32 protein-coding genes are annotated in these 24,293 nt (G+C 63.6%); 24 read left to right on the top strand and 8 right to left on the bottom strand.

The genetic code is table 11. The features are described 5' to 3' along the window. Positions 1-20: 20 nt before the first annotated feature. Positions 21-965, bottom strand: coding sequence for a mycothiol synthase (mshD, locus tag KAZ48_02175; protein ID MBP7971578.1), 945 nt, complete (start codon positions 963-965; stop codon positions 21-23). Between the two features lie 115 nt (positions 966-1,080). Here mshD and KAZ48_02170 point away from each other — a divergent pair, with 115 nt between their 5' ends. The 5 genes from KAZ48_02170 (at position 1,081) to KAZ48_02150 (ending at position 4,337) form a co-directional block, all read left to right on the top strand. Beyond that, positions 1,081-1,803: a response regulator transcription factor gene (locus tag KAZ48_02170; protein MBP7971577.1), complete on the top strand. Its 723-nt coding sequence runs from the start codon at positions 1,081-1,083 to the stop codon at positions 1,801-1,803. Beyond that, a complete protein-coding gene (locus KAZ48_02165) occupies positions 1,800-2,342 on the top strand; it encodes a thioredoxin family protein (GenBank protein ID MBP7971576.1) in 543 nt (180 codons plus the stop codon). The genes KAZ48_02170 and KAZ48_02165 overlap by 4 nt, the downstream gene beginning before the upstream one ends. A 255-nt stretch (positions 2,343-2,597) precedes the next feature. After that, on the top strand, positions 2,598-3,089 hold the full coding sequence (locus KAZ48_02160) for a DUF4395 domain-containing protein (protein ID MBP7971575.1): 492 nt from the start codon (positions 2,598-2,600) through the stop codon (positions 3,087-3,089). A gap of 85 nt (positions 3,090-3,174) precedes the next feature. Next, on the top strand, positions 3,175-4,038 hold the full coding sequence (locus KAZ48_02155) for a sulfurtransferase (protein MBP7971574.1): 864 nt from the start codon (positions 3,175-3,177) through the stop codon (positions 4,036-4,038). Further along, the gene (locus KAZ48_02150) at positions 4,038-4,337 is read left to right on the top strand and encodes a DUF1416 domain-containing protein (GenBank protein ID MBP7971573.1); all 300 of its coding nucleotides are present in this window, start codon (positions 4,038-4,040) and stop codon (positions 4,335-4,337) included. Before KAZ48_02155 ends, KAZ48_02150 begins: the two co-directional genes overlap by 1 nt. Before the next feature lie 53 nt (positions 4,338-4,390). On the opposite strand, the gene KAZ48_02145 is transcribed toward KAZ48_02150, so the two are convergent. Continuing rightward, a complete protein-coding gene (locus KAZ48_02145) occupies positions 4,391-4,750 on the bottom strand; it encodes a DsrE family protein (GenBank protein MBP7971572.1) in 360 nt (119 codons plus the stop codon). A 170-nt stretch (positions 4,751-4,920) separates the two neighbouring features. Here KAZ48_02145 and KAZ48_02140 point away from each other — a divergent pair, with 170 nt between their 5' ends. The 8 genes from KAZ48_02140 to KAZ48_02105 all read left to right on the top strand — a co-directional run bounded on the left by KAZ48_02140 (position 4,921) and on the right by KAZ48_02105 (position 9,497). Continuing rightward, a complete protein-coding gene (locus tag KAZ48_02140) occupies positions 4,921-5,457 on the top strand; it encodes an FABP family protein (GenBank protein MBP7971571.1) in 537 nt (178 codons plus the stop codon). Positions 5,458-5,467: 10 nt separating this feature from the next. Further along, positions 5,468-5,893: a transcriptional repressor gene (locus KAZ48_02135; protein MBP7971570.1), complete on the top strand. Its 426-nt coding sequence runs from the start codon at positions 5,468-5,470 to the stop codon at positions 5,891-5,893. A gap of 62 nt (positions 5,894-5,955) precedes the next feature. Then, entirely contained in the window at positions 5,956-6,996 is a 1,041-nt protein-coding gene (locus tag KAZ48_02130) for a folate-binding protein YgfZ (GenBank protein ID MBP7971569.1), read from the top strand. Continuing rightward, positions 6,996-7,433, top strand: coding sequence for a D-tyrosyl-tRNA(Tyr) deacylase (gene dtd / locus KAZ48_02125; GenBank protein MBP7971568.1), 438 nt, complete (start codon positions 6,996-6,998; stop codon positions 7,431-7,433). The genes KAZ48_02130 and dtd overlap by 1 nt, the downstream gene beginning before the upstream one ends. Positions 7,434-7,475: 42 nt before the next feature. Next, entirely contained in the window at positions 7,476-8,021 is a 546-nt protein-coding gene (locus KAZ48_02120) for a hypothetical protein (GenBank protein MBP7971567.1), read from the top strand. 109 nt (positions 8,022-8,130) lie between these two features. Beyond that, positions 8,131-8,613, top strand: a complete 483-nt coding sequence (locus KAZ48_02115) for a helix-turn-helix domain-containing protein (protein ID MBP7971566.1) — start codon at positions 8,131-8,133, stop codon at positions 8,611-8,613. A gap of 53 nt (positions 8,614-8,666) precedes the next feature. After that, on the top strand, positions 8,667-9,134 hold the full coding sequence (locus tag KAZ48_02110; protein MBP7971565.1) for a hypothetical protein: 468 nt from the start codon (positions 8,667-8,669) through the stop codon (positions 9,132-9,134). Between the two features lie 96 nt (positions 9,135-9,230). Then, a complete protein-coding gene (locus tag KAZ48_02105) occupies positions 9,231-9,497 on the top strand; it encodes a DUF2516 family protein (protein MBP7971564.1) in 267 nt (88 codons plus the stop codon). Positions 9,498-9,505: 8 nt separating this feature from the next. On the opposite strand, the gene KAZ48_02100 is transcribed toward KAZ48_02105, so the two are convergent. From KAZ48_02100 to phoU, 4 genes are all read right to left on the bottom strand, one after another. Beyond that, positions 9,506-10,264 carry a phosphoglyceromutase gene (locus KAZ48_02100; protein ID MBP7971563.1) on the bottom strand — a complete coding sequence of 253 codons (759 nt, stop codon included), beginning with the start codon at positions 10,262-10,264 and terminating at the stop codon, positions 9,506-9,508. Positions 10,265-10,298: 34 nt separating this feature from the next. Further along, a complete protein-coding gene (locus KAZ48_02095) occupies positions 10,299-10,814 on the bottom strand; it encodes a YbjN domain-containing protein (GenBank protein MBP7971562.1) in 516 nt (171 codons plus the stop codon). Beyond that, positions 10,811-12,148 carry a D-inositol-3-phosphate glycosyltransferase gene (gene mshA / locus KAZ48_02090; protein ID MBP7971561.1) on the bottom strand — a complete coding sequence of 446 codons (1,338 nt, stop codon included), beginning with the start codon at positions 12,146-12,148 and terminating at the stop codon, positions 10,811-10,813. The genes KAZ48_02095 and mshA overlap by 4 nt, the downstream gene beginning before the upstream one ends. An 88-nt stretch (positions 12,149-12,236) precedes the next feature. Beyond that, positions 12,237-12,896 carry a phosphate signaling complex protein PhoU gene (gene phoU, locus KAZ48_02085; protein MBP7971560.1) on the bottom strand — a complete coding sequence of 220 codons (660 nt, stop codon included), beginning with the start codon at positions 12,894-12,896 and terminating at the stop codon, positions 12,237-12,239. 167 nt (positions 12,897-13,063) lie between these two features. Here phoU and KAZ48_02080 point away from each other — a divergent pair, with 167 nt between their 5' ends. The 3 genes from KAZ48_02080 to KAZ48_02070 all read left to right on the top strand — a co-directional run bounded on the left by KAZ48_02080 (position 13,064) and on the right by KAZ48_02070 (position 15,641). Further along, complete coding sequence (locus KAZ48_02080) at positions 13,064-14,290, top strand: two-component sensor histidine kinase (protein MBP7971559.1); 1,227 nt, start codon at positions 13,064-13,066, stop codon at positions 14,288-14,290. Then, positions 14,287-14,973 (top strand): response regulator transcription factor, encoded by a 687-nt coding sequence (locus KAZ48_02075; GenBank protein MBP7971558.1) that lies wholly within the window; start codon positions 14,287-14,289, stop codon positions 14,971-14,973. Before KAZ48_02080 ends, KAZ48_02075 begins: the two co-directional genes overlap by 4 nt. A 116-nt stretch (positions 14,974-15,089) precedes the next feature. Then, positions 15,090-15,641, top strand: a complete 552-nt coding sequence (locus tag KAZ48_02070) for a hypothetical protein (GenBank protein ID MBP7971557.1) — start codon at positions 15,090-15,092, stop codon at positions 15,639-15,641. A gap of 72 nt (positions 15,642-15,713) precedes the next feature. On the opposite strand, the gene KAZ48_02065 is transcribed toward KAZ48_02070, so the two are convergent. Next, positions 15,714-16,304 (bottom strand): hypothetical protein, encoded by a 591-nt coding sequence (locus tag KAZ48_02065; protein MBP7971556.1) that lies wholly within the window; start codon positions 16,302-16,304, stop codon positions 15,714-15,716. 135 nt (positions 16,305-16,439) lie between these two features. On the opposite strand from KAZ48_02065, the gene KAZ48_02060 reads away from it, so the two are divergent. From KAZ48_02060 to KAZ48_02025, 8 genes are all read left to right on the top strand, one after another. Next, positions 16,440-16,922, top strand: a complete 483-nt coding sequence (locus KAZ48_02060; protein ID MBP7971555.1) for a CarD family transcriptional regulator — start codon at positions 16,440-16,442, stop codon at positions 16,920-16,922. 20 nt (positions 16,923-16,942) lie between these two features. Further along, positions 16,943-17,668 carry a 2-C-methyl-D-erythritol 4-phosphate cytidylyltransferase gene (locus KAZ48_02055; GenBank protein MBP7971554.1) on the top strand — a complete coding sequence of 242 codons (726 nt, stop codon included), beginning with the start codon at positions 16,943-16,945 and terminating at the stop codon, positions 17,666-17,668. A 7-nt stretch (positions 17,669-17,675) separates the two neighbouring features. Beyond that, positions 17,676-18,173: a 2-C-methyl-D-erythritol 2,4-cyclodiphosphate synthase gene (locus tag KAZ48_02050; GenBank protein ID MBP7971553.1), complete on the top strand. Its 498-nt coding sequence runs from the start codon at positions 17,676-17,678 to the stop codon at positions 18,171-18,173. 58 nt (positions 18,174-18,231) lie between these two features. Then, positions 18,232-18,633 (top strand): PPOX class F420-dependent oxidoreductase, encoded by a 402-nt coding sequence (locus tag KAZ48_02045; GenBank protein MBP7971552.1) that lies wholly within the window; start codon positions 18,232-18,234, stop codon positions 18,631-18,633. A 25-nt stretch (positions 18,634-18,658) separates the two neighbouring features. Further along, positions 18,659-20,068: a cysteine--tRNA ligase gene (gene cysS, locus KAZ48_02040; GenBank protein ID MBP7971551.1), complete on the top strand. Its 1,410-nt coding sequence runs from the start codon at positions 18,659-18,661 to the stop codon at positions 20,066-20,068. Next, a complete protein-coding gene (rlmB, locus tag KAZ48_02035; protein ID MBP7971550.1) occupies positions 20,068-21,027 on the top strand; it encodes a 23S rRNA (guanosine(2251)-2'-O)-methyltransferase RlmB in 960 nt (319 codons plus the stop codon). Before cysS ends, rlmB begins: the two co-directional genes overlap by 1 nt. A 174-nt stretch (positions 21,028-21,201) precedes the next feature. After that, positions 21,202-21,642 carry a hypothetical protein gene (locus tag KAZ48_02030; protein MBP7971549.1) on the top strand — a complete coding sequence of 147 codons (441 nt, stop codon included), beginning with the start codon at positions 21,202-21,204 and terminating at the stop codon, positions 21,640-21,642. A gap of 79 nt (positions 21,643-21,721) precedes the next feature. Continuing rightward, a complete protein-coding gene (locus KAZ48_02025; GenBank protein MBP7971548.1) occupies positions 21,722-23,326 on the top strand; it encodes an alpha/beta fold hydrolase in 1,605 nt (534 codons plus the stop codon). A gap of 116 nt (positions 23,327-23,442) precedes the next feature. Here KAZ48_02025 and KAZ48_02020 read toward each other — a convergent pair. After that, the coding region (locus tag KAZ48_02020; protein MBP7971547.1) for a hypothetical protein at positions 23,443-24,293 on the bottom strand (851 nt) is incomplete at its 5' end.

Below are 24,293 nucleotides of genomic sequence, written 5' to 3'. Positions count from 1 at the left end.
GTCGCGGCGAACCCGGCTGACTAGCTTTTCAGCGCGAAGAGACTGTCCGCGGCGTACCGCCGGAACCCGAGTCGCTCATACGTGTGGATCGCGGCCAGATTGTCCGACTCGACGTAGAGCATGACCGATGTGAGCCCACATGATGCGAGATACGCAAGTCCGAGCAAAGTCAGTGCTGTCCCGAGTCCTGTGCCCTGAAAGGCCGGATCAACTCCCAGCACGTAGACCTCACCGACCCGCTCGGACCGGGTGCCCAAACCAGCATCCGCGCCATCTGTGTGAATCTTGGTCCAGTGGAAGCCCACCAACTCATCTATTCCACCGCGTTCGCCCTCCCTGACGGCCAGCAGGAAGCCGTTCGCATCGAACCACGGTGCTCGAAGGCGCGCAGCGAGTTCGCTGCCGCCCCAGCCACCCTGATCGGGCAGATCAGCGAACGCGCGAGAGTTGACCGCGAGCCAGGCCTGTTCGTCCTCACCAACCCGGAACGCCCGCACCCGCACACCTGGCGGCAGGTCGGCTTTGGGCAGTACCTGCGACAGATCGCGGCGCATCCGGATCAACGTGCGTCGCAACGCAAAACCCCGGTCCACCGCCAGGTTGGCCAAATTTCCCTGCGATCCGTGACACCACAATTGGATATCCCCCGCAGTCGTGGCGACCAGGCGGTCGAGCACGAGCACGCCGACCCAGTCCAGTTCAACGCACGGGTCAAGGGCGATCTCTACCACCGGACGGTCGGCATCCGAGCAGTCCACATTGGCGTAGGCAACCAACGAATCGTCCCGGTATAGCCGGATATGCCGTCCATCGGCGTCTGCGCCAGCCCGCAGCTCGGCCACCACCTTCTCGCTAAGAGGTCGGACACCGCCGGACTCGACGACTCGATCGAGGAGCTTTGCGACGGCGCGCAGTTCGGCAGCGTCGAGTCGCGGGCCGTCCTGGATCATGAATTCGTCGGCCACCGCTTGTCCCTTTCCTGCTGCACGTTTGGGGTTGGAAGGTATCCTCGCAGGTAGTTGTTGACTCTTGACCTGAACGATCGCCGAGCTCGTCGCCACAGTGGAAGGGGGCGCAGCCATGAGCACGTTGCTGTTGCTCACCAATGCGCTGGCGCCCAGCGAGCAGGTGCTCCCGGCCCTGAGTCTGTTGCAACACCAAGTACGCGTGATGCCAGCGGACGGCGCTGCCCTCCTCGATGCGCCCCCGACCGACGCGATCCTGGTGGACGGTCGAGCAGACCTGCCCAGGGTCCGCAGCCTGTGCCGAGTGATTCGAACGACGGGCGTCGACGTGCCAGTGATCTTGGCGGTGACCGAGGGTGGACTCACCGCGATCACCGCTGACTGGGGTGTGGACGACGTGGTGCTGGATACGGCTGGACCCGCCGAACTTGAGGCCCGGCTGCGCATCTCGATCGGCCGGATTGCCGCGACCTCGACCACTGCGGGGATGGACGAGATCCGCGGTGGCGAATTGGTCATCGACGAGGCAACCTATTCCGCTCGGCTGCGCAACCATCCGCTCGATCTGACTTTCAAGGAATTCGAACTCGTCAAATACCTCGCTCAGCATCCCGGCCGGGTCTTCACCCGGGCGCAGTTGTTGCAGGAAGTCTGGGGTTATGACTACTTCGGTGGGACCCGCACCGTCGACGTGCACGTCCGACGTCTACGGGCCAAACTCGGCTCTGAGCATGAGGCGTTGATCGGAACAGTACGCAATGTTGGCTACCGCTTCGTGGTGCCGCCCAAAGACGAGGCGAGCCACACATCGGTGGTTACGACAGAGGTCAGCCAATGAATTCGGCGGGCGTCATCGCGCTGGTCGCGGTTCTGGTCGCGGCCACGGCGTTCGGGCTGTGGCGCAAACGAACCGACGGCAGATTCGCTGCTTCCAAGGGCCTTGACACCTCCACCGCTGCGGTGGCAAGACCCGCCTTCACGGCGCACGACCTCGGGGTTGAACTGGGAACGGCAGCAACGTTGGTGCAGTTCACCTCCGCCTTCTGCCAGCCGTGCCGCGCGACCAAGCGCACCCTGGAACGGGTGGCTGACATGGTGGATGGCGTGGTCTACGCCGAGGTGGACGCCGAGTCGCAGCTCGAATTGACCCGCCAATTCAACGTCATGCGGACACCGACCGTGTTCATCCTGGAACCCACCGGTGCCGTGGCACACCGCGCTGCTGGTCAGCCCCGCTTCGCCGACGTTGTGGCGGCGCTCGGAGCGGTCGTTCCGCCCGATTCGGGACTTCCGGTCGAGGGTCAGCCGCAGAAGGCGACAACACGTGATGCGTCGGCTGGGGACCCCGATTTGGGTCAAGCCCAGGCAGCGTCCTAAGCTACCGCCCATGGATCAGCAGGTTGACTTGGTGAAGCGGCGTGCCGTCGACTTCTGCCTGTCCACTACCTGCATGTGTATGTCCTGTTCCTGTATGTCCTGACCGGACAGCGACCCTTCGCTAGATCCGGCACGGATGCGCCCCTCCTCGAAGGCGGCGCGTGACCTGCCACCGTGCCGAGGCGAGGCCCTTGCTGTTCAGCACCGAATCTGATCGGTGCCGGCCACAGAACAGCTCTTCGACCAGAGGGAATCATGACTACACCGCCACAAACCGTTCAACGTTCACCACAAACAACCCCCGTCCGAGGTATCGACCCCCGTGGCCCACGCTTCGGCGCGGGAATCACCACTGCCGTGCTGGCAGCGCTCCTGCTGCTCGGACCCACCTCAGGACTATCGGCAGCACTGCTCGCGATCCAGACTTTGGCCTTCGCGGCTGGCGCGGTTCTTGGCCTGCACGCTCAGCCCTATGGCCTGATCTACCGCCGTTTCGTCCGGCCACGACTGGGCCCCCCGGCAGAGCTTGAGGACCCGGCGCCACCGCGGTTCGCCCAGGCGGTCGGCCTTGCCTTCGCTCTGGTGGCTCTCGTCGGCCTACTTGCTGGCCTGTCCATCGTCTTCTACTTCGCGATTGCGCTCGCCCTTGCCGCAGCGTTCCTCAACACGGCGTTCGACTTCTGCCTCGGCTGCGAGATGTACCTGCTGATCAAGCGCGTCGGTCGCGGCGCAGTCGCCACCAGCTGACGAGCACTTCCAAGCCCCATCCAGTCACATCAAGGCATCACCCTGACATCAACGCATCACCCTGACATCAAAGGAGAAACACATCATGAGTCGTGAGACCGCACTCGTCTCGGCCGATTGGGTCGAGGAGAACCTCGCGGGCGACAGCATCGTCCTCGTCGAGGTCGATGAGGACACCACCGCCTACGAGAAGAACCACATCCGCAATGCCGTCCGGATAGATTGGCGCGACGACCTGCAGGACCCGGTTCGTCGTGACTTCGTCACAAAGGAGCAGTTCGAGGCGCTGCTCAGCAGCAAGGGAATCTCGAACGACGACACCGTCGTTCTCTACGGCGGCAACAACAACTGGTTCGCGTCATACGCGTACTGGTACTTCAAGCTCTACGGTCACCCCGACGTTCGCCTGCTCGATGGCGGACGGAAGAAGTGGGAGCTGGATTCGCGCGAACTGGTAACCGAAGTGCCGGAGCGCACGCCAACCACCTACGTGGCCCAGCCGCAGGACCCCACGATCCGCGCGCTACGTGACGAGGTCATCGCAGCCATCGGCGTCGAAAACCTCATCGACGTGCGCTCGCCGGATGAATACTCGGGCAAGCTTCTGGCGCCGGCCCACCTGCCGCAGGAGCAGTCGCAACGGGCCGGGCACATCCCGACCGCGGCGAACATCCCGTGGAGCAAGGCGGCCAACGACGATGGCACCTTCCGCTCCGACGAGGAGTTGACGGCGCTCTACGAAGCCGAGGGAGTCGACCTGGCAACGGACACGGTTGCTTACTGCCGTATCGGCGAGCGCTCTGCCCACACTTGGTTCGTACTGCACGAGCTGCTGGGTTTGCAGAACGTGCGCAACTACGACGGATCGTGGACCGAGTACGGCTCCCTGGTTGGCGTGCCGGTCCAAAAGGGCGCCATCGCGGGGACTCCAGCGGGGGGCCAGGCCTGATGTGCGGCGCAACGACCGGCGGGTTGTCCACCGAAGGAATTGATGCCACCAAGGAGGCGGTGATCCAAGGGGTTGTCTCCCGCGGTGGAGAACCGTTAGGTGGCGCTTACGTGCGCCTGCTCGACAGCACGGGAGAGTTCACGGCTGAGGTTCCGACGAGTGCCACAGGTCAGTTCCGGTTCTTCGCGGCCCCGGGAGGTTGGACGCTACGGATGCTGGCGCCGGGTGCAACCCTCGACCGCAGCGTGGTCGCGAGCCAGGGCGCAATTGCTGAAGTACTGGTGGAGCTGCCCGGGTAGGCACGTTCGACGCGGCGGCTGTCAGGAACGGACCGATCGACGGAACCCAGGCGCTAGTAGACCAACGCCTGGGTTCCGTCGATGAGGCACTCTTCGACGAATGCGGCGGACCCCGCGATCCGGACGGCTGGCAAGAAGTCCGCAGCGGTCAGGGAGCGTCGCTGGGCGCACTGGGTGCAGACCGTCAGCAATCCGTCCGCCATGACCAGGTCGCGCAGTTGGGTCATCGACGTCGAATCCGCGAGCGTGAACCCCTCGGCGAAACCAGGCTTCGCGAAGCCGACCGCGTCGCCGGTCAGCCAGACCGACGCGTCCGCTCCGGCGGCGATGGCTGCCGCAGCAACGGAGAACGCTTGGGAACAGCGCTCCGGCTCGCTATCGCCGACGGTCAGCTTGACAACTAGTCGATGCATTCCCCCATCCTCGCGCAGGCACGACGTCGTTAGCGGGCTAGGCTGGTCGCGTGCTTGAACTCTTCTTCACGTCGCTGCTCGTGCTCGTTGCTGTCGCGTCGGCTTGGTTCATCGGCTACGTGGTCTACCGGTTGTACAAGACCGGCGACCCGCGCTAACCCGACCGGCGCATGAGCACCGAGTCCTCGCCCGCACCCAGCGAGTTGCCTGAGCAGCTCGTTCCCCTCTCGTGGCTGATCGGCAGATGGGTCGGAGTCGGCCTCGGGACCTACCCCACCATCGAGGATTTCCGGTTCGGGCAGGAACTGACCTTCGCCTTTGACGGGCGACCGTTCCTGACCTACAACAGCGTCTCGTGGGTCATTGACGAGCAGGGCAATCGAATCCGGCCAGCCGCGTCGGAATCCGGCTATTGGCGTCCGCTGCCGGACAACGAGGTCGAGGTGATGCTCGTACATTCGACGGGCCACCTGGAGACCTATCAGGGCAAGGTCGAAGTAACCGCTATCCAAGACGCCCGGATCACCGGCGCGAGGGTGGAACTACGGACCGACATCGTGGCGCGCAGCAAGTCGGCCAAGGAGTATGACGGTGGCACCCGCCTCTACGGCCTCATTGAGGGTGATCTCGGTTGGGCGTTCGACATGGCTGCGGTTGGCGAGCGGCTGAGCAACCACTTGTCGGCTCGCCTTGCCAAGGTCGACTAGGCGAGGCGAGATGTCCGATCGGTGGGCAGAGCAACTGCGGGCACGCGGCCATCGGGCGACCTCGCAGCGGATCCTCGTGTTGGAGGTCATCGCCGAGGTGCGTCACGCAACCCCCGACCAGGTGTTCGCCGAGGCGGGTCGGCGCGGTTCGGCTATCGACTTGTCAACGGTCTATCGAACGCTGGAATTGCTCGACGACGTCGGCCTGATCACGCACGCTCACTTGGGGCAGGGCTCACCGACGTACCACTCGATTGACGAGCGCCCACATATACATCTGGTTTGCCGACGTTGTGACCGGGTATCGCAAATCGATGCGGCGACGTTGGACCCGATGGTGTCTGCGGTGGCGGAGCAATCCGGCTTCATCGCCGACGTCGGGCACTTGGTACTACATGGAGTCTGTGGCGACTGCGCCAAGAAAGTCGGTGGATGACATCCAGCGGCAGACGAGCAGCCGGACACCCGTGACCGAATCGACGGAAGTGAACTGACCTGATGACTGATAAGCCGATTCCAGCACCGGACAACGATGCCGATGTAGGGGTGCCCTGGCACTACGGAGATCCGCACCGCGAGCAGCGGGAATTGGCAAGCGGCTCGGCGATTGTGGACCTGTCCCACCGCGGAGTTGTGACCGTGTCCGGTCCAGATCGGCTCGGCTGGCTCAATGACCTGACCAGTCAGCTCGTGCTGCAACTGGCCGCCGGCGAGAGCGCCCAAGCGTTGATCCTCGACCCGCACGGTCACGTGGAGCATGACCTCCACGTGGTTGATGACGGCAACCAGACCTGGATGACTATCGAGCCCGGCACCGCGCAAGCCGTGGTGGCCTACTTGAACTCCATGAAGTTCATGCGCGACGTGACCGTTGCCGACGTTTCGCAGGACTACGCGGTGATCTGGGTCGGAGCGGACATCGAGCTATCCGGCGATTACACCCGCTGGCGGGTTCCGGCCGACTATGCCGGGACCGGTTTGACCGAGGCGGGCACCGACCGGGGTGGCGGCGCCGACCGATACGTGCCCGCGCGACCTGCGGTGTGGCAAGGCGAAGAGACGATCGTCCCGCGCTCCGAACTGGCGGGCATCTTGGCCGCTGCGCCTTCGCTCGCGGGATCCTGGGCGTGGAACGCGCTCAGGGTGGCAGCAGCGGTACCGCGCATGGGGTCGGATACCGACCACAAGACCCTGCCGCACGAGGTGGGCTGGATTGGGCCGGCAGTTCACCTGTCCAAAGGCTGCTACCGCGGTCAGGAGACGGTTGCCCGCGTTCACAACCTGGGTCGGCCTCCGCGTCGACTCGTCCTGCTGCACCTCGACGGCTCGACCAACGAGGTGCCTGCCCATGGCGACGAGGTCCTGTTCGGCGATCGCGTGGTTGGCCAGATCGGATCGGTAGCCCGACATTACGAACTTGGCCCCATCGCGACGGCCATCGTTAAACGGTCGGTGCCCACCGATGCTGCGCTGGTCGTTCGGCGCGGCAGCGATGGTTCGCTGATCGACGCAGCCCAAGAGGCGGTTGTGGTCGGCTGATGCGTGCCGTTGTGCAAAGGTCACGAGCCGCAAGGGTCAGTGTCGCTGGTGAGGTGATCGGACAATTCCAGGGTTTGGGCCTGGTGGTTCTGGTTGGCGTGACCCACAGCGACACCGAGGAGGAAGCGCGCAAGCTGGCCAGCAAGTTGCACGGTTTGCGGATCTTTGACGGCCCGGACGGGCGAGAGGCCAGCATCGGCGATCTCGGTTTGCCCGCAATGGTAATTAGTCAATTCACCCTCTACGGACAACTCACAAAAGGTCGGCGTCCCACCTGGGAGTCGGCGGCGCCGAGGACCGCGGCCGAGCCGCTGGTCGCAGCGGTCATCGATGAGCTACAGGCATTCGGAACGACGGTAGCGATCGGCCGCTTCGGTGCTGACATGCAGATTGAGCTGACTAATGAGGGTCCAATCACATTGATATTGGACGTATGAGGGTTATCCTCAGGCAATCAGCGAGAAATAGGAAGGCTGATCATGGGCGGTACACACGAATCCGATGGCCTTACGGAGCTGGACGTCACAACGTCGAGTCTCGCTGAGTTGAGCCTCGCGGAGTTGCGCCAATCACGCCGTGATGCTGAGGTCGAAGAGCAGGAACTGTCCTACGTTCGTCGACTCCTCCACGGCCGAATCGACATCATCCGCGCGGAAGTGCGTCGACGCGCTGGCGAGGGCGAGGAGCTCATTGCCAACCTTTCGACGATCTTGTCCGACCACCCTGCCGGTGGTAAGCCCGGCCAGGGTCGCTTTGTCTCGCTCAACGATCCGACTCGGGAAGATGGCACGGCGCGGGAGGCCGAGGTCGCTCTCAGCGAACTCGCCAGCGTCAACGTGTCCACTGCAACCGACGGCGAACTTCGCGAGTGCTTGGGCTCCTTGACTGATCATGAACGAATCGTGTCTGACACCCGCGCGCAGATCCACCGTCAGATCGATCGGCTGAGCACCGAACTCACCCGCCGATACCGCGAAGGCACCGCGCAGGTCGACGATTTGCTTGCTGCAGCACGCCGCCAGTAGGGCATCCACCCTGTTATTGCCCGACTACGCGCTGCATTGTGCGTGACCTCACAGAATCACTCCTACTCAGGGTGTTTGCAATAGCAAGCACCCGGGGCACAATTGAGGTGTGGCGCGAATCGATGTGGGCGGGCTTGGGGAGTACATCCGTGAGCAGCGCACACTCGCCCAACTGTCCCTACGGCAGTTGGCCGCGAGTTCTGAGGTGTCCAATCCATACCTCAGCCAGATCGAGCGTGGCCTCAGAAGACCCAGTGCCGAGATTCTTGGACAGATAGCCAAGGCACTACGAATCTCCGCTGAGACGCTCTACGTCAAGGCGGGAATTCTGGAGGACACCGGAGAGACAGTCTCGGTAACGGCGGCCATCATGGCTACCTCCGCCCTGACCGATCGCCAACGCCGGGTTCTGCTGGAGATTTACGCGGCTTTTCAAACCGAGAACGCCGCACAACCCACCGAACACGCGATCCGTGGTGAAGGCAATGACGCCGACTCACCCGGTGAGGAAATGGGCGACCTGCCCTTACCTCGGGTCACGAACGTCGGAGGGCCCACCAAGACCGGCGACCCGCTGGATGCCGCCTCCTAAGGGCAGCAACCGGTTGGAGCGCCGAAATTCACCCACCGAAAGGGATGATCGATATGGCTACCACCACAGCCAAGAAGACCGCAGCGCGCAAGCCTGCTGCCAAGAAGACCGCGCCGGCCACCAAGCCGACCGCCAAGAAGACCGCAGCGCGCAAGCCCGCCGCCAAGAAGACCACGCCGGCCACCGCGAAGAAGACCGTAACGGCTCCCAAGGCCAAGGTCACCAAGAGCGCCAGCCGGACCACGGGCACAGCGAAGGCCGCCGTCAAGAAGGCCAACGTTCGCAACCTGAACCTGCCAAAGGTTGAGCTTCCCAACGTCGAGCTTCCCAAGGTCGACGACGTTCGCGCCGAGGTTGTCGAGCGCCTTGAGAACGTTCAAGAAGCCGTTGTTGCGGCTCCGGCCCGCGCCCAAGAGGTCGTCATCGACCTCCGTGAGCGTGTCAGCGCCCGCTACGTCGAGGTTCGCAAGAGCTTTGATGAGGCAGTCGCCCAGGTTCGCGATCGGCTAGGCATCAAGTAAACGCAAACCGCTGATTCGTCAGCGATTCACAGCCAGGCCCGTCCCACCATCGGTGGGGCGGGCCTCGCTCGTGGCGCCATTCCGTACAGTAAGCCCATGATGCAGATGGCCATGAACGCCGTGTACTTCCTCATGTTGGCGATCAACGTGTGGGCGTTCGTTGATTGCCTTATCCGCCCCGCTGCTGCGTTCCCGGCTGTCGAACGACAGACCAAGCTCGCTTGGATCGCGTTCCTCGGCGTCGGCGTCGCCCTTCAGCTGTTCTTCGGCGGCGTTGGCCTACTGGGGCTGGCCGCGTTGGTGCTTGCCGGCTACTACTTGGCTGACGTTCGGACCAAAGTGCTGGAGATTACTCGTCGCTAGTGCCGCGGCTAGTGGCCCTGGCTCGCAACGGCGGCCGCTGCGGTCGCGGCGGCCGCCGGATCGAGGTAGTTCCCGCCAGCGACCAGTGGTTTGAGTTCCTGATCCAGCGCATAGAGCAGCGGGATACCCGTCGGGATGTTGAGTCCGGCGATGTCCTCGTCGGAGATGCCGTCGAGGTGCTTGACGAGGCCACGCAGTGAGTTGCCGTGAGCGGTCACAAGGACCGTCTTGCCAGCCCGCAGATCGGGAACGATCGCGTCGTACCAGTACGGCAGCATCCGATCGATGACGTCTTTGAGGCATTCCGATCGAGGCAGGATTTCCGGTGCCAGGTCGGCGTAGCGAACGTCGTGGGTCTGCGCGAACTGGCTGTCCGGGTCGATCGGCGGCGGCGGGGTGTCGAACGACCGACGCCACAGCAGGAACTGCTCCTCACCGAACTCGGCCAGGGTCTGCTTCTTGTCCTTGCCCTGCAACGCGCCGTAGTGACGTTCGTTGAGTCGCCAGGATCGATGAACCGGGATCCAGGACCGGCCGCAAGCATCGAGGGCGAGTTGGGAAGTCAGGATTGCCCTACGCAACACGGAAGTGTGGACGACATCTGGCAGCAGCTCGGCGTCGGCGAGCATTCTCCCGCCACTAACGGCCTCGACTACCCCTTGTTCGGTGAGCTCAACGTCTACCCACCCGGTGAACAGATTGCGGGAGTTCCAGGTGCTCTGGCCATGTCGAAGCAGCACCAACTTGCCAACAGTCGTCGAGGTCATGACTTCATCTTGCCGCATCGTGCGCGGTCGTCGATCAGGCCTCCGCAGTTGGGTTGGCCAAGTGCGCGAATGCCGCCAAGTTGCGAGTGCTCTCGCCCCGGGATATCCGCCACTGCCACTCCCGGCTGATAGCTGTCGCGAACCCCAGCTCGAGCAGACGGTCGAAGGCACCGTCGGAGTTCTCCAACACCGACCCCAACACACGATCTACTTCGGCTTCCGTGACGGCATGCAGCGGAACCCGACCGACCAAGTACACGTCGCCGAGTTGGTCGATCGCATAGCTGACGCCGTAGAGGCGACGATTGCGCTCCAGCAGCCACCGGTAGACACCCTCGTGATTTTCATCAGGATTGCGAACCACGAACGCGTTGATGGACACCGTTGAGCTTCCGACGACCAGCGACGTTGTGGTCTTGAGCCGGTGCTCGCCTGGGAGCGTGGCGGCGAAGGAACCAGGTTGGGTCTCCTCGAAGTCGATCCCAGCGGCCTGCAGGTAGGTGACGATGACCTCACGGGCCACGAGTTGCGCGTCGTTCAGGTCGTTCACGCGGTGCTCCGATCGCTTGCGACGAGGGCCTCGATGGTGCGCAGCCGCCGGGTTCGCATTGCTTTGCGGTAAACCTCCAGCGTTGACGCCGTCGTGGCCGCCCAGCCGAAGTTCGTCGCGTGCTTGCGTGCGTTGGTTGCCAACGCCTCCAATTGGCGCGGGGTTGTCAGCAAATCCTCGATCGTGTTCGCCCAAAGATGCGGGTTGTGGCCGGGGATGAGCAATCCGGACACTCCATCGGCCACCGCCGTTCGCAGCCCGCCCACGTCCGCGGCGACAACCGGCGTACCGGAAGCCTGCGCCTCGACGGCGACCAACCCGAAGCTCTCGGAGTAGGACGGAACGCAGACCAGGTCGGCAGCTCGGTACCACTGTGCGAGTTCTGCCCGGGTCGCTGGCGGCTCGAACCGCACCAGGTCAGTTACGCCGAGCGAGGCGGCCAATTTGCGCAGTTCATCAAGTCGTTCAACGCCGGCCCCGGATGGTCCACCGCACACAACCGTGACGAGGCGATCACGCAGACCAGGCGACTGCGCCACGAGAGCCGCAGTCGCCTGGATGACGACATCGGGGGCCTTGAGGGGCTGAATCCTGCCGACAAAGAGCAGGACGAGAGCATCGCTGGCCAAGCCTCTTCTGGCACGGGCGTCCGCGCGGCGACCCGGGGTGAACAACTCAAGATCCACGCCGGGGTGAATGACAGAGACCCGGTCGGGGTCGGCGTCATATAGGTCTACCAACTCGGTGGCTTCGGCCTCGGTATTTGCAACCAGGTGGTCGGCGGTTTCGACAACTTGTTGCTCGCCCATGACCCGCATCGGAGGCTCTGGGACGTCGTCGGTCGCCAGCGCGGCATTCTTCACCTTGGCCATGGTGTGCATCGAGTGAATCAGCGGTACGTCCCAGCGGTCACTGGCTACCGACCCGACTTGGCCGGAGAGCCAGTAGTGGGAGTGAATGACGTCGAACCAGCCCGGCGGCCGATTCGCCTCCGCGCGCAGAACACCTGCGGTCAGCGAGCACAACTGGGCCGGGAGGTCCTCCTTGCGAATGTCCTCCAGCGGACCGGATTCAATGTGTCGGACCAGAATTCCGTCGGCTAACTCCACGACCGGCGGCAACTCCGGCCTGGTCGCCCTGGTGAAGATCTCCACATCGACGCCCGCCGCTGCGAGACGCCGCGAAAGCTCCACAACATAGACATTCAAACCACCAGCGTCCCCGGTACCGGGCTGATCCAACGGCGAGGTGTGTACCGATAGGACGGCCGCACGGCTCGGGCGCAGGCTCGCGTCGGGGACGGACAGGACGGACACGTCTCGATGGTCGCGCATGTTCTCGCTCACTACTCGGCTGCCCCCTCTTCAGGGCGCCAACAAGAATCCGGTCCGCGCGTATTCCGACTGCGTGCGTGAAATTGGTTCAGCTAGCGGAACGTGAGACGTACGGTTCGCCGGTCACGATGTGAACAACCCGCATCCCGATCGTGACCGCGTGGTCGGCAAATCGCTCGTAGTAGCGCGACAGCAGCGTGATGTCGACGGCCGCTTCAATGCCGTAGGGCCACGTGGGATCGAGCACCGCTTGAAACAATTCCCGGTGCAATCTGTCCATGTCGTCGTCCATCGCGGCCAAGCCCTCGGCCCCAGGGACATCGCGCTCACTGAGCACCTCACCAGTGCGTCGGACGATCCGCTCGGCGACCGACCCCATCTCAATGAAGATTCCTCGTAGCTCCGCTGGCACCGCGTGTGCCGGGTACCGCATCCGGGTCGCCTTCGCCACGTGGGTCGCCAAGTCGCCCATCCGCTCAAGCGATGCGGAGATCCGCAGGCCGGAGAGCAGGACGCGCAACTCGGTGGCCACTGGAGCCTGAAGTGCAACCAGGTTGAGGGCGCGATCTTCCAAATCCGCCGCGAGCACATCGATGGCGTCGTCACCGGCGATGACAGCCTCAGCCTTGCTCAGGTCGGCATCGAGGAGAGACTGGGTAGCCGCCAGCATCGCTGCGTCGACGAGGCGAGTCAGCTCCACCAGCTTCTCATCGAAATCTTCGAGTTCTTCGTGGTATGTGGTCCGCATGATGGTTCCAGAGTAGTCCGTATGGCCGAACCGGAACCACACACTTGCGCGAACAGTTGGTTACCAGCGGGCAACGGCAGGTGGCCGACAAGTGAACAGCAGGTGTGCAAGGTCTCGAATCAGCAGGCGCGGGTCGGCGCCGGACAATTCGGCCCTATGCTCAAATCGTGGATGCCAGTGGGGCAGCAGTCCTGACTGCCCTTATCGCAGGCGCGCTAGTGGGTGCGTTCGTCGTGTGGCTATGGCTCAGCCGCCACCATCCCGATCATGGTTTGGCACATTCGACCGCGAAAGCCCCCGGGTCGATGCCAGCCGATATCTCTGCCGATTTGGTAATCCGCGCGATCTCGGCCTTGCCAGGCACCTCAATGGTGGTGGATTCCGGTAACGGGACGGTGCTCAGCGCGTCTGCCCGAGCGGCGGACCTCGGCCTGATCCAACCCAGTGGAATTGCGGATCCAGAGATCGCTCGCGTCGCGGTGACTGTGCGCCACCCTGGGCAGGTAGTGGAAGAGGAATTGAATGTCCGTCGACCCGCTTTCCGCGGTGGCCGCCTCGACTTGCTCGCGCGCATCACGCCGATCACCGCGCGGGCGAACCTGGTGATGTTGGAAGACCTGTCCAGCGCACGCCGAGTGGACGAGGTTCGCAGGGACTTCGTTGCGAACGTCAGCCACGAACTGAAGACCCCCGTTGGTGCCCTGTCGTTACTGGCTGAAGCGGTGCTAGCGGCATCCGATGACCCGGATGAGGTCCGGCACTTTGCCGGACGGATGCAACTGGAGACCGCGCGTCTGTCGAACCTGGTCGCCGACTTGGTTGACCTGTCACGACTGCAGGGTGATGACCCGATGGCCAATGCAGAGGCGGTCGATGTCGACGCGGTGGTTACCGAGGCAATCGACTCAATGCGAATGGCTGCCGACTCCGGCCGGATCGAGATTGTCGCCGGCGGGACGCACCACCTGATCGCCCACGGCGTGGAAAGCCAACTGGTCACTGCGCTACGCAATCTGTTGTCCAACGCTGTGTCCTACAGCCCGCCCAACACCCGCATAGCAGTCGCGACCAAAACGACGAATCAGGTAATCGAGATCAGCGTGACCGACCAAGGCATCGGGATTCCCGCCGCTGAGGTTGATCGAATCTTTGAACGGTTCTACCGCGTCGATCAGGCGCGTTCACGGGTTACCGGCGGTACCGGCCTGGGCCTGGCGATTGTCAAACACGTCTGCCGTAACCATGGCGGCGACGTCACGGTTTGGTCGGTGGAAGGGGAGGGCAGTACGTTCACACTTCGACTGCCCAGCGTCCGCGGCAACGTCGTGAGGCCCGCACAGGCGTCACCACTGGCCAGATCGACTGGCCGCGATTCACAGGAGGCTCGGCCATGACGGTAGTGATGATCGTGGAGGACGAACCGTCCTTCAGCGAGGCACTCAGCTTCATGCTGAAGAAGGAGGGCTTCGAAGTGGCCGTGGCGGCGGACGGGCTCGCTGCGCTGGAGATGTTCGAGCGCCTTGGCCCGGACCTCATCCTGCTCGACGTCATGTTGCCTGGACTGCCAGGAACTGAAGTGTGTCGGCAACTTCGCCAAGTCTCGTCGGTGCCGATCATCATGCTGACTGCGAAGGATGGCGAGATCGACAAAGTCGTCGGCCTGGAACTCGGGGCCGACGATTACGTCACCAAGCCGTTCTCCAGCCGTGAATTGGTCGCTCGAGTGCGCGCAGTCTTGCGCCGCAGATCAGCGCCGAGTGATGAGGCTGAACCCTCAGCCGTCCTTGAGGCCGGCCCAGTGCGAATGGATGTCGATCGCCACCTAGTGATCGTCGACGGACGCGAGGTCAAGTTGCCGCTCAAGGAGTTCGAGCTGCTCGAACTCCTGCTACGCAACTCCGGCCGAGTCCTGACGCGATCGCAGTTGATAGACCGGATCTGGGGCTCCAACTACGTCGGTGACACCAAAACCCTTGACGTTCACGTCAAACGAATCCGATCGAAAATCGAACCGGATCCATCCGAACCCAAGTACCTGATTACCCTGCGCGGCCTGGGATACAAGTTCGACGCGTAGCGGACCGAACTCCGGGTCGATCCATCGTTCGGGCCTGCCGCGCCTTTTCGGCGCGCGACGAGGCGTTCACATGAGTACTTTCACCCCATCATCCTCTTGATCAGGAATGGACACTCATGGCGAAGAAGACGCACGTTGGAAGTTCTCACCGGCTCCGAGCCATCGGTCTCACGACCATCGGCATTGGTTCCCTTGTCGTCGCGGCCGGCTGCAGCAGTAGCACCGATTCCTCCACGACCCCGACCCCGACCGCGACAGTGGCAACCCCCACCGTCACCTCGACCGCAACGGCTACGGCGGAGCCGGTTGCCGGCATCCCGGCACCACCCGCGGGATCCATCAAAATCAGTGGCAACCAGACCTACTCGCGGTACAAGAACTCAGCGAAGGACCCCGCTCAGGTTGTCAGCTTCTACAAGGGCGAACTGACCGCTGCGGGCTACAAGATCGTCAAGGAGAACTCCGGCGGCGGCGGCTGGGGCCCATATGGCGGCCAAGGTGCCGGATTGCGTGCTCAGAAGGGCGAGGTCTGGACGGGTGTTGGCGCCGGCGCAGAGAAGGGTGCGCCGACGTACTTCAGTGTCTGCACAGCCAACTCCGAGGCAGGCATCAATCGCTGTGATGGCGAAAACGATCAACAGGACAACTCAAACTCAGGCAGCAGCTGATCGCTTCGACCAGCGCACACGACTCACCCCTCGAACCCGACCACGGTCGGGTTCGAGGGGTGAGTCGTGTCGCTACGCGGCCTTGGGGCTTGCGCTTGCGGAGGCAGGACTTGGGATCGGCGCGCCCGGAGTAGCCGTGGCGCGGGGGGTGGGTTTCTGCCCGATTCCCGCAGGGTTGGGCTCGATGCCGGCATAGATGCCAATGGGCGCGACGGTCAGCAGCGGGATGGTGACCGCGCCGGCGTTCTTGAAGGTGAAGGTCGTCGATACGTAGCCCGACGGGACCGCGTCAACGCCGTAGCCGTTGACGTATACGTCGCTGTTAAATCCGACGCGCACATCGCTGGCAGGACGGAGGTCGATCTTTCCGCCGGTGATGCCGATGACAAAGGCTTTCGGGTCAGTGGTCACCGACTCGAGCACGTCTGCTTCCCTGCTGGGATTCACGAATGTCGCCGCCATCGTCATCGTGCGAGGGTCCTTGGCGCTACGGACCCAGGTAGCGCTGCGGATCTGCAGATTGCCCACCTCAGCGGAGGTGCCGTCACCCGATGGACCTTGGGTGTCGGTCTGGGCATTGAAGCCGTTGAAGCAGCCTGCGAGCAGGGGAACAGTGGCGGCTGCGGCGACGACTACGGTCACTCGACGATTCATCCGGTTCACGGCGGGCAGCCTAGCGCGTTGAACGCTCGCAGGCTCCTCCGTGGTGCCCATGTCGGCGCAGCGGCTAGTTGAAGCTGGAATCATGATCAACTACGCATGTTACCCTTGGGTATCGCGAAAGGGGCATATCGCCATATGTCGTTCTCTGTCGGAGACACCGTTGTTTACCCTCATCACGGGGCTGCACTGATCGAATCGATCGAGCAGCGGGTGATCAAGGGTGAGCCACGTGAGTACTTGGTACTGCGCGTTGCGCAAGGTGACTTGACCGTTCGAGTACCTGCTGACAACGTCGATCTCGTCGGCGTCCGTGACGTCGTCAATCAGGAAGGCCTGGACAAGGTCTTCGACGTCCTGCGTCAGCCGTACACCGAAGAACCGACCAACTGGTCGCGCCGGTACAAGGCCAACCTGGAGAAGCTCGCTTCCGGCGACGTCATCAAAGTTGCCGAGGTTGTTCGCGACCTCTGGCGACGCGAGAAGGATCGCGGCCTGTCCGCTGGCGAGAAGCGCATGCTCGCCAAGGCCCGCCAGATTCTGGTCAGCGAACTCGCCCTGGCGGAGCACACCAACGAAGACAAGGCCGAGTCACTGCTCGACGAGGTGCTGGCCTCCTAGGTCACGACGACCACAACTCCATGTCCCACTCGACTGCTAACGGCGACCGCCCACCTGGGCAGGTCGCCGTTGTCGTCGCTGCCGCTGGTCGTGGTGAGCGGCTCGGTGGGGCGTTGCCCAAGGCGCTGGCGAAGGTTGCCGAACGGGCGCTGCTCGACTACACATTGGAAATCATCGCGACGGTCCCTGAGGTCGACATGGTCGTCGTCGCTGGGCCACCGGGCTACGAGTCCGAAGTCCAGCAGATCTGCGATCGCTGGCCAGCCAAACCCACCACGATCGTCACTGGCGGCCTGACGCGCAAAGCATCGGTGACCAAGGCATTGAAGGAGTTGCCGGCGGTCGTTGAGGTGGTGTTAATCCACGACGCGGCCCGGGCCTTCGCACCCCGTGAGTTGTTCAGCGAGGTCATCGCCGCAGTGCATTCCGGGTCTGACGCGGTGGTGCCGGGGCTTCCGGTAGCCGACACGATCAAGCGGGTCGATGCGGGCGAGTCCGTGTTGGAAACGGTCGACCGGAGCAGTCTTCGAGGTGTCCAGACCCCGCAGGGCTTTGACCGGGGCGCGCTCTATGACGCCCACCGCAAAACCGTCGAGGGGACGGACCACACGGACGATGCTGGCATTGTGGCCTCGTACGGATTCCCCGTTCTGGTAGTGCCCGGCAAGCCCGAGGCATTCAAGGTGACGACGCCGTTCGACATCGCCGTGGCTCGTGCGGTGTTGGCTGACAAGTCGAGGAGGTAGCTCGCAGATGACCTCGTCAGCGCATGCTGGGGATTCCCACTTGGCCCCGCGGGTGGGGATCGGCACGGACGTGCACCCCTTTGCCGATGGTCGGCAATTACATCTGGTCGGGTTGTTCTGGCCTGACGAAACCGGCGTGACCGGGCACTCAGATGGTGACGTCGCAGCGCACGCGTGCTGCGACGCATTGTTCTCTGCCGCTGGGCTGGGCGATCTTGGCTCGAACTTCGGGGTGGATGAGCCGCAATGGCAGGGTGCGAGCGGAGTGACCCTGCTCGCGGAGGCTGCGGATCGGGTGCGGCTAGCGGGCTGGCGGATCGGCAACGTGTCGGTGCAGGTCATCGGCAATCGGCCAAAGATCGGGCCTCGCCGCGTGGAAGCGGAAGAGGTTCTTTCTGATGCTGTCGGTGCGCCTGTTTCCGTGTCGGCGACAACGACCGATGGACTCGGGCTGACTGGCCGCGGTGAGGGTATCGCCGCAATCGCGATCGCCCTGGTGAGCTGATCAGCGCAAGAGTGGCTGTGCCTCGCTTTTTGGGCAGAGGGCAGATAGCGTTCCGAGCATGACTGCTGCTCTGACGGATGCCCAGAAAGCGCTGTTCAACGAGGTTGTGTTCGCGGTGGTGGGCACGATCAACCCGGACGGTCGGCCGCAGCTTTCGGTGGTGTGGGTCAAGACCGACGGCGACGACATTCTCTTCTCCACAACGGAGGGTCGGCGCAAGCAACTCAACCTGGTTGCCGACCCCAGAGTCACCATCCTGGTGAATCCACCCACCAATCCCTACAGCTACATCGAGGTGCGTGGCACCGCGACCATGACCACCGAAGGCGGGCGCGAGCTCATCGACGAGCTGGCCAAGAAGTACATGGATGCCGACCGCTATCCGATGGACGATGGCACGGACAACGTCCGGGTGATTGTGCGGATCAAGCCCGAGCACGTCGTCACCATGGGTCAGTAGGCAGCCAACCCGTAGGCTTGCGCCCGTGAGCCTACGCCTGCACGACACCGCGACCCGGTCGGTACGGGACTTTGTCCCGCTCGAACCCGGCAAGGTCTCGATGTACCTGTGCGGCGCCACGGTGCAGTCCGCCCCTCACGTCGGCCACATCCGCTCCAGTCTGGTGTTCGACGTCCTCTCGCGTTGGTTGCGCATCAGCGGATACGAGGTTGTGCTGTGCCGCAACGTCACCGACATTGACGACAAGATTCTGACCCGCTCTGTCGAGCAGGGTCGGCCGTGGTGGGCGGTTGCCCATCAATACGAACTCGAGTTCCAACTGGCGTACCAGGTACTCGGCTGCGTACCGCCCACGGTTGAACCACGGGCAACGGGCCATGTGACCGAGATGGTCGAGCTCATCACCCGCCTGATCGAGCGTGACCACGCGTATGAGTCCGGTGGCGACGTCTACTTCGACGTTCATTCCTACGCCGACTACGGCGCGCTGTCCGGCCAGCGGCCAGGCGATCTGCAACCGGGCGCCGACAGCGAGTTGGATACCCGCAAACGCGACCCGCGCGACTTTGCGTTGTGGAAGGCCGCCAAACCGGGCGAGCCGAGTTGGCCCACGCCGTGGGGCGAGGGTCGACCCGGGTGGCATTTGGAATGCTCGGCGATGGCACGGGCCTACTTGGGTGCGCAGTTCGATATCCACGGCGGTGGACTCGACCTGGTCTTCCCCCACCACGAGAATGAGATTGCGCAGTCGCGGGCTGCCGGCGACGCCTTCGCGCAGTACTGGTTGCACAACGCGTGGGTGACGACCGCTGGCGAGAAGATGAGCAAGTCGTTGGGTAACTCGATGATCGTGGCTGAGGTGCTGCGTCGCGTGCGCCCGGTCGAGCTGCGTTGGTATCTGGTGGCTGCGCACTACCGCAGCAACCTGGAGTTCTCCGACGAGGCGTTGGCCGAGTCCGCCGCGAGCTACCGACGGATCGAGGGTTTTGTGAAGCGTGCCGCGTCCCGGGTCGGAACGTCGGATCCCGATCCAACAAAGCATCTTCCCAAGAGCTTCGTCGATGCGATGAACGATGATTTGGCAGTTCCGGCCGCCGTTGCGGTGGCGCATGAACGAGTGACCGAAGGCAACCGCCTGCTCGCCGCTCGCGACGATGAGGGCTTGGTGCCAGTGCTTGCAGAGGTTCGTTCGATGCTCGATGTCATTGGGGTTGATCCGTTGAGCCCGCCGTGGGCTGGCTCGGAGGCCGATGACCAGCGACTGCGAACGGCACTCGACGCGCTTGTTGCAGCCGAGATTGGCGCTCGCCAAGAGGCTCGAGCGGAGCGTGACTTCGCTACTGCTGATGCAATTCGGGACCGGATCATTGCCGCCGGGATCAGCATCGAGGACTCTGCCGATGGTTCGCGATGGTCGCTGGCCGGTGATTCCTGATGGCTGGCAATTCCAAGCGCAAGGGTGCGGTGCGCAACACCGAAGCCAAGAAGCCACGGGGCGTGGGTTCCGGCGGCAACCGTCGCCAGGGCTTGGAAGGCAAGGGCCCGACGCCCAAGGCGACTGAACGGCCGGGCCATGTGGCGGGCAAGCGTGCCCGCGCCGAGGCCGTGCAAGCCGCCAAACAGCAAGGCGGCCGGGGTCGTGCGCCGAGGGGCGCCAGCAAGAACCCGGACATCGTCGCCGGTCGCAACCAGGTGCTGGAGGCGGTTCTTGCTGGAGTCCCGGCTCGGACGCTATTGGTCCAACGCAACATCGACGCCGATCCACGGATCAAGCAAGCGCTGACCACCGCGTTGGAGAACGGCTTGGAGATGCGCGAATGTCGGCGTGAGGAACTCGATGAGATCGCCGGTGGTGTCCACCAAGGCATCGTCTTGGCGGTCGCGCCGTACGAGTACGCCGATATTGCTGACCTGCTCTTCGCTGGAACCGACCGCCGCCCGGCGCTGCTGGTCGCGCTGGACGGGGTAACCGACACGCGCAACCTCGGTGCGATCGCACGGTCGGCCGCAGCGTTCGACGGCACCGGAATAGTCATTCCTTCGCGTCGCTCGGCCACGGTGACGGCAGCGTCCTGGCGAACGTCGGCCGGTGCGCTGGCCCACATTCCGGTCGCCATGGTGACGAACCTGAACCGGACGATCGAGGACGCCAAGGATGCTGGGTTCACAGTCGTCGGCCTGGCTGGCGAGGGCTCAACGGACATCGATGCCTTGGGTCTCGGCAACGATCCCGTGCTCTTGGTGATCGGCGGCGAGGGCAAGGGGTTGAGCCGCCTGGTTGCCGAGAACTGCGACCTGTTGGCATCCATTCCGATCAACGGCCGGGTTGAGTCGCTGAACGCCGCCGTCGCGGCAGGAATCGCGCTTCACGCGGTTGTGTCTGAGCGCTCCTAGCGGTCCGGTGAAGCAACCGTCACCCACTGAGTCGCACGGGGTCGGCACCGCTGGGCGCGAGAGCAGACATCGGTCAGCCGAAGGCATGATTCCGGTTGGCAACGCGCGGTGTCGGACCGCTATCGTCCATCCGAGCCGACCAGGCCGACTAGCCGAGGGAGTCCAATGACCAAGATGGCGCAGTACAAGCGGAGCAGCCTCGTATTGGCCGCAGCAGTCATCGCAATCACGCCAGTTCTGGGCGCCTGCAGCAGCGACAGCAGTTCATCGGACAGCACCCCCACGGCAACTACCAGCAGTGCGCCATCGGCAACCGAAACCAGCAGCGGCGACACCGCAACAGGCACACCGGTGTTGGGCAACGGCACCGCACCCGCTGACCGGACGATCATGGTGTCTTCAACGGGTATGACCCCGAAGGAACTGACGATCGCGGTAGGTCAGAACGTCACCTTCAAGGCCGACGGTTCAGGAACGTTCGCCGTCACCGTCGGCAGCCTTGACCAAGCGACTGTCACCGGCGGACTGATCGAGACGTTCGACTTCCCCCAGGCGGGTACGTACCCCGTGGTCGAGGTCATCTCCGGCGAGACCGCGACCATCACCGTCAAGTAGGCCGCACTTCACCTCTCACCCAGGGTAGGCATCGGCCGCTAGGTAGGTGGTGCCACGAAGCGTGTGCGAGAGTCACCTCGTGACTCGAGGACCAGCGGGTAAGACCGCAACCATCGCACTCTGTGTCGCTCTGGCGTCCTCGTTGGTAGGGACGGCCGGCGCGGCCGCAGTCGGCCCCACCCAAGACCTCGAGTCGAATGGCGCGCGATCCGGTGGACCTTCGGCCACTGACCTGGCGGCCTTGGAAGAGAGTCTGGATGCGCCCGCAACGGTTCCGGCGCGGAGTTTTCGGTCGACCCGTGGCGACGTTCGGGGGCTGAATTGGCGGGGCTGCCCCACCGACTCGGCACCAACGCTGCTATGCGCGACGCTCAAAGTCCCGTTCGACTACGACCACCCCAAGCGAGGCAAGTTTCGGCTAGCCGTGAGCAAACTCCCGGCGACTGGCGTCGCTCGGCGTTCGCTGATTTTCAATCCCGGTGGCCCGGGCGGCGCGGGAGCTGCTGCTGTGGCTGGCGTCGGCTCGATCGTTCCAGCATCGATCCGAGCCAAATTCGACATCGTCAGTTGGGATCCGCGCGGTATCGGAGCGACCCGGCCCGTGCTGCGCAGTTGCGCAACGCCATACTCCGTTCGGCCGATCAGTGGACCGGTCGTTTGGTCGGTGGTCCGTAACAAGTCCGCCGCGAACTTGGCTAAGGCAAACCGACTGTGCCAGCAGCGCAACGCGCGCTTCATCAACTACATGGGCACCAATAATGCCGCGCGAGACCTGGACCGTTTGCGAGCCAAGGTTGGGGACTCGAAGCTGACCTATTGGGGGATGAGCTACGGAACCCGGATTGGCGTGGTCTACGCCATGCTCTACCCAAACAGAGTCCGAGCCATGGTGCAGGACGGAAACATTGATCCGAAGGGAAGCTACGCAGGCTTGACTCAAGGTGGGGTCGCGGCGGATCAGGCACTTGGCTTCGTTAGAAAGTTGAGCCCAGCAAGCTACGCCTCCTTGCTGGCCACCCGAGATGGCCTTGCCGCTGCACCCATCGACTTGGGCGGGGGAGAGACCTTCACTCGTTGGTCGTACCTGGACTTCATGATGGGGGTTGTGGGGGCGCAGGCCCAGTGGCCGACGATCGATGCGCTCCCATCGATCGTCAATCAGGCTCGAGTTGCTGGTGCTGGTGGTGATCAGGCCCGGGGCATCCTTAGAACCGTGCTGGCAGCGACCAAGTCGAATACCAACGCCGGAGGCGCCTTTTCCGTGGTCAACTGTCTGGACTACAAGGATCGAATGTCTGCCGCGAGGCAGCGACGGGTCGTCAAACGCAACGCAATTGCTGGGCCCGTTTTCGGGGGCTCGCTAACAACCGACTACGCGATCGGTTGTAGCGGACTGAAGGTCAAACCGGACCCAATCCCGCGCACTCGTTCCAAAACGAACCGGGCACGAATCGCAGGCCTCAAGATAGTCATCGCGAACGCGACCAAGGATGCGGCTACGCCGATGCGGTGGGCCAAATCCATGGCGAACGCCTTCCCGAGGGCCGCCTTCATCAAGTACCGCGGCGGCCAGCATGTGATCTGGAACAACACGCCCTCGGTCTGCGTGGCCCGGCACATCGATCCCTACGTTCGCAACGTGAAGCATCCACGATCCAAGACGTGCGACTTCGCCAACCATTGAGTCCGTGACCTTACGAGTCATGGTCGCGAGCAAGACTCTGGACGAGCCGAGCGGAGGTGCGCAGGGACGTGCCGCAGCGTCGACACCTGCCCCTCAGGTCAAGAGGGCGAACGTTGTCATCCCGGTGGATTCGTCAAACCGGTGCCGCTGACCGGCGGATTGCCAGGATCTGCTGCTCGGCCTGCGCCGTGCGCTTCCTCTCGCGTTCGGTGATGACCGACGGACAGCGGCTCGAGACTGTGCCCAAAGCTGGCGAAGCCGTAACGCAGGCGCCCATTGTGGTGGCGCCTTATTCGGTCGATCGCGGTCGTGCCCGCGTCGGACTCGGCAGCATCCAGATCCGCAAACCACCTTGTGCGATTGGCGACGATCATCAGCAGGCCTAGCAGGACACCCTCAACCGCCAGGATGATCCAGAGTGACACGAACGAGACGAGCGCGCTGATCGCGAGCGTGCCGATGAAACCGACGAGGGAGATGCAGCCCGCGTAGATCGCCAGGATCGCTGGTTCCCGTGTGTCCGGCGACCCGACTTGCATGCAGGCCTGGAGCAAGGCGGCCGAGAGGTTCACGGCGAGCCCGAAGGGGATGAGAACAACCATGATCAGCGCGAGTTGGACGGCTCCGCCGGGAAGTTCACCAGCGACCGCAACGAGGATCAGCGCCAGGACCAAGATCAGCGATGTCCGCTGCACGATCTTCGAGTAAGTGGCTCGCTTCTCGCTGATCGTCAGGACGGGCCCGACGAGCAGCGCGCCGATCTGGAACGACACGAGCAGCATCGAGAACGTCAACGGATTGTCGAGAACGAGTTTGGCGACGTGTTGGAAGATTCGGGTAAGGGGCCAAGCGAGCAGTTGAAAGATCACAGTGAAGAGCACGACCCTGCGAAGCAGAGAAGTACCGGAGATGAGCCCGATAGTTGCCCGTAGACCCATCTCTGAGTCGTGATCGATCGGCTTCTTGG

This window comes from Candidatus Nanopelagicales bacterium, from assembly GCA_018003655.1.
Classification (GTDB): Bacteria; Actinomycetota; Actinomycetes; order S36-B12; family UBA10799; genus JAGNDY01.
The sequence above is the reverse complement of the archived record's forward strand: the minus strand, read 5'-3'. Positions and strand labels throughout refer to the sequence as shown.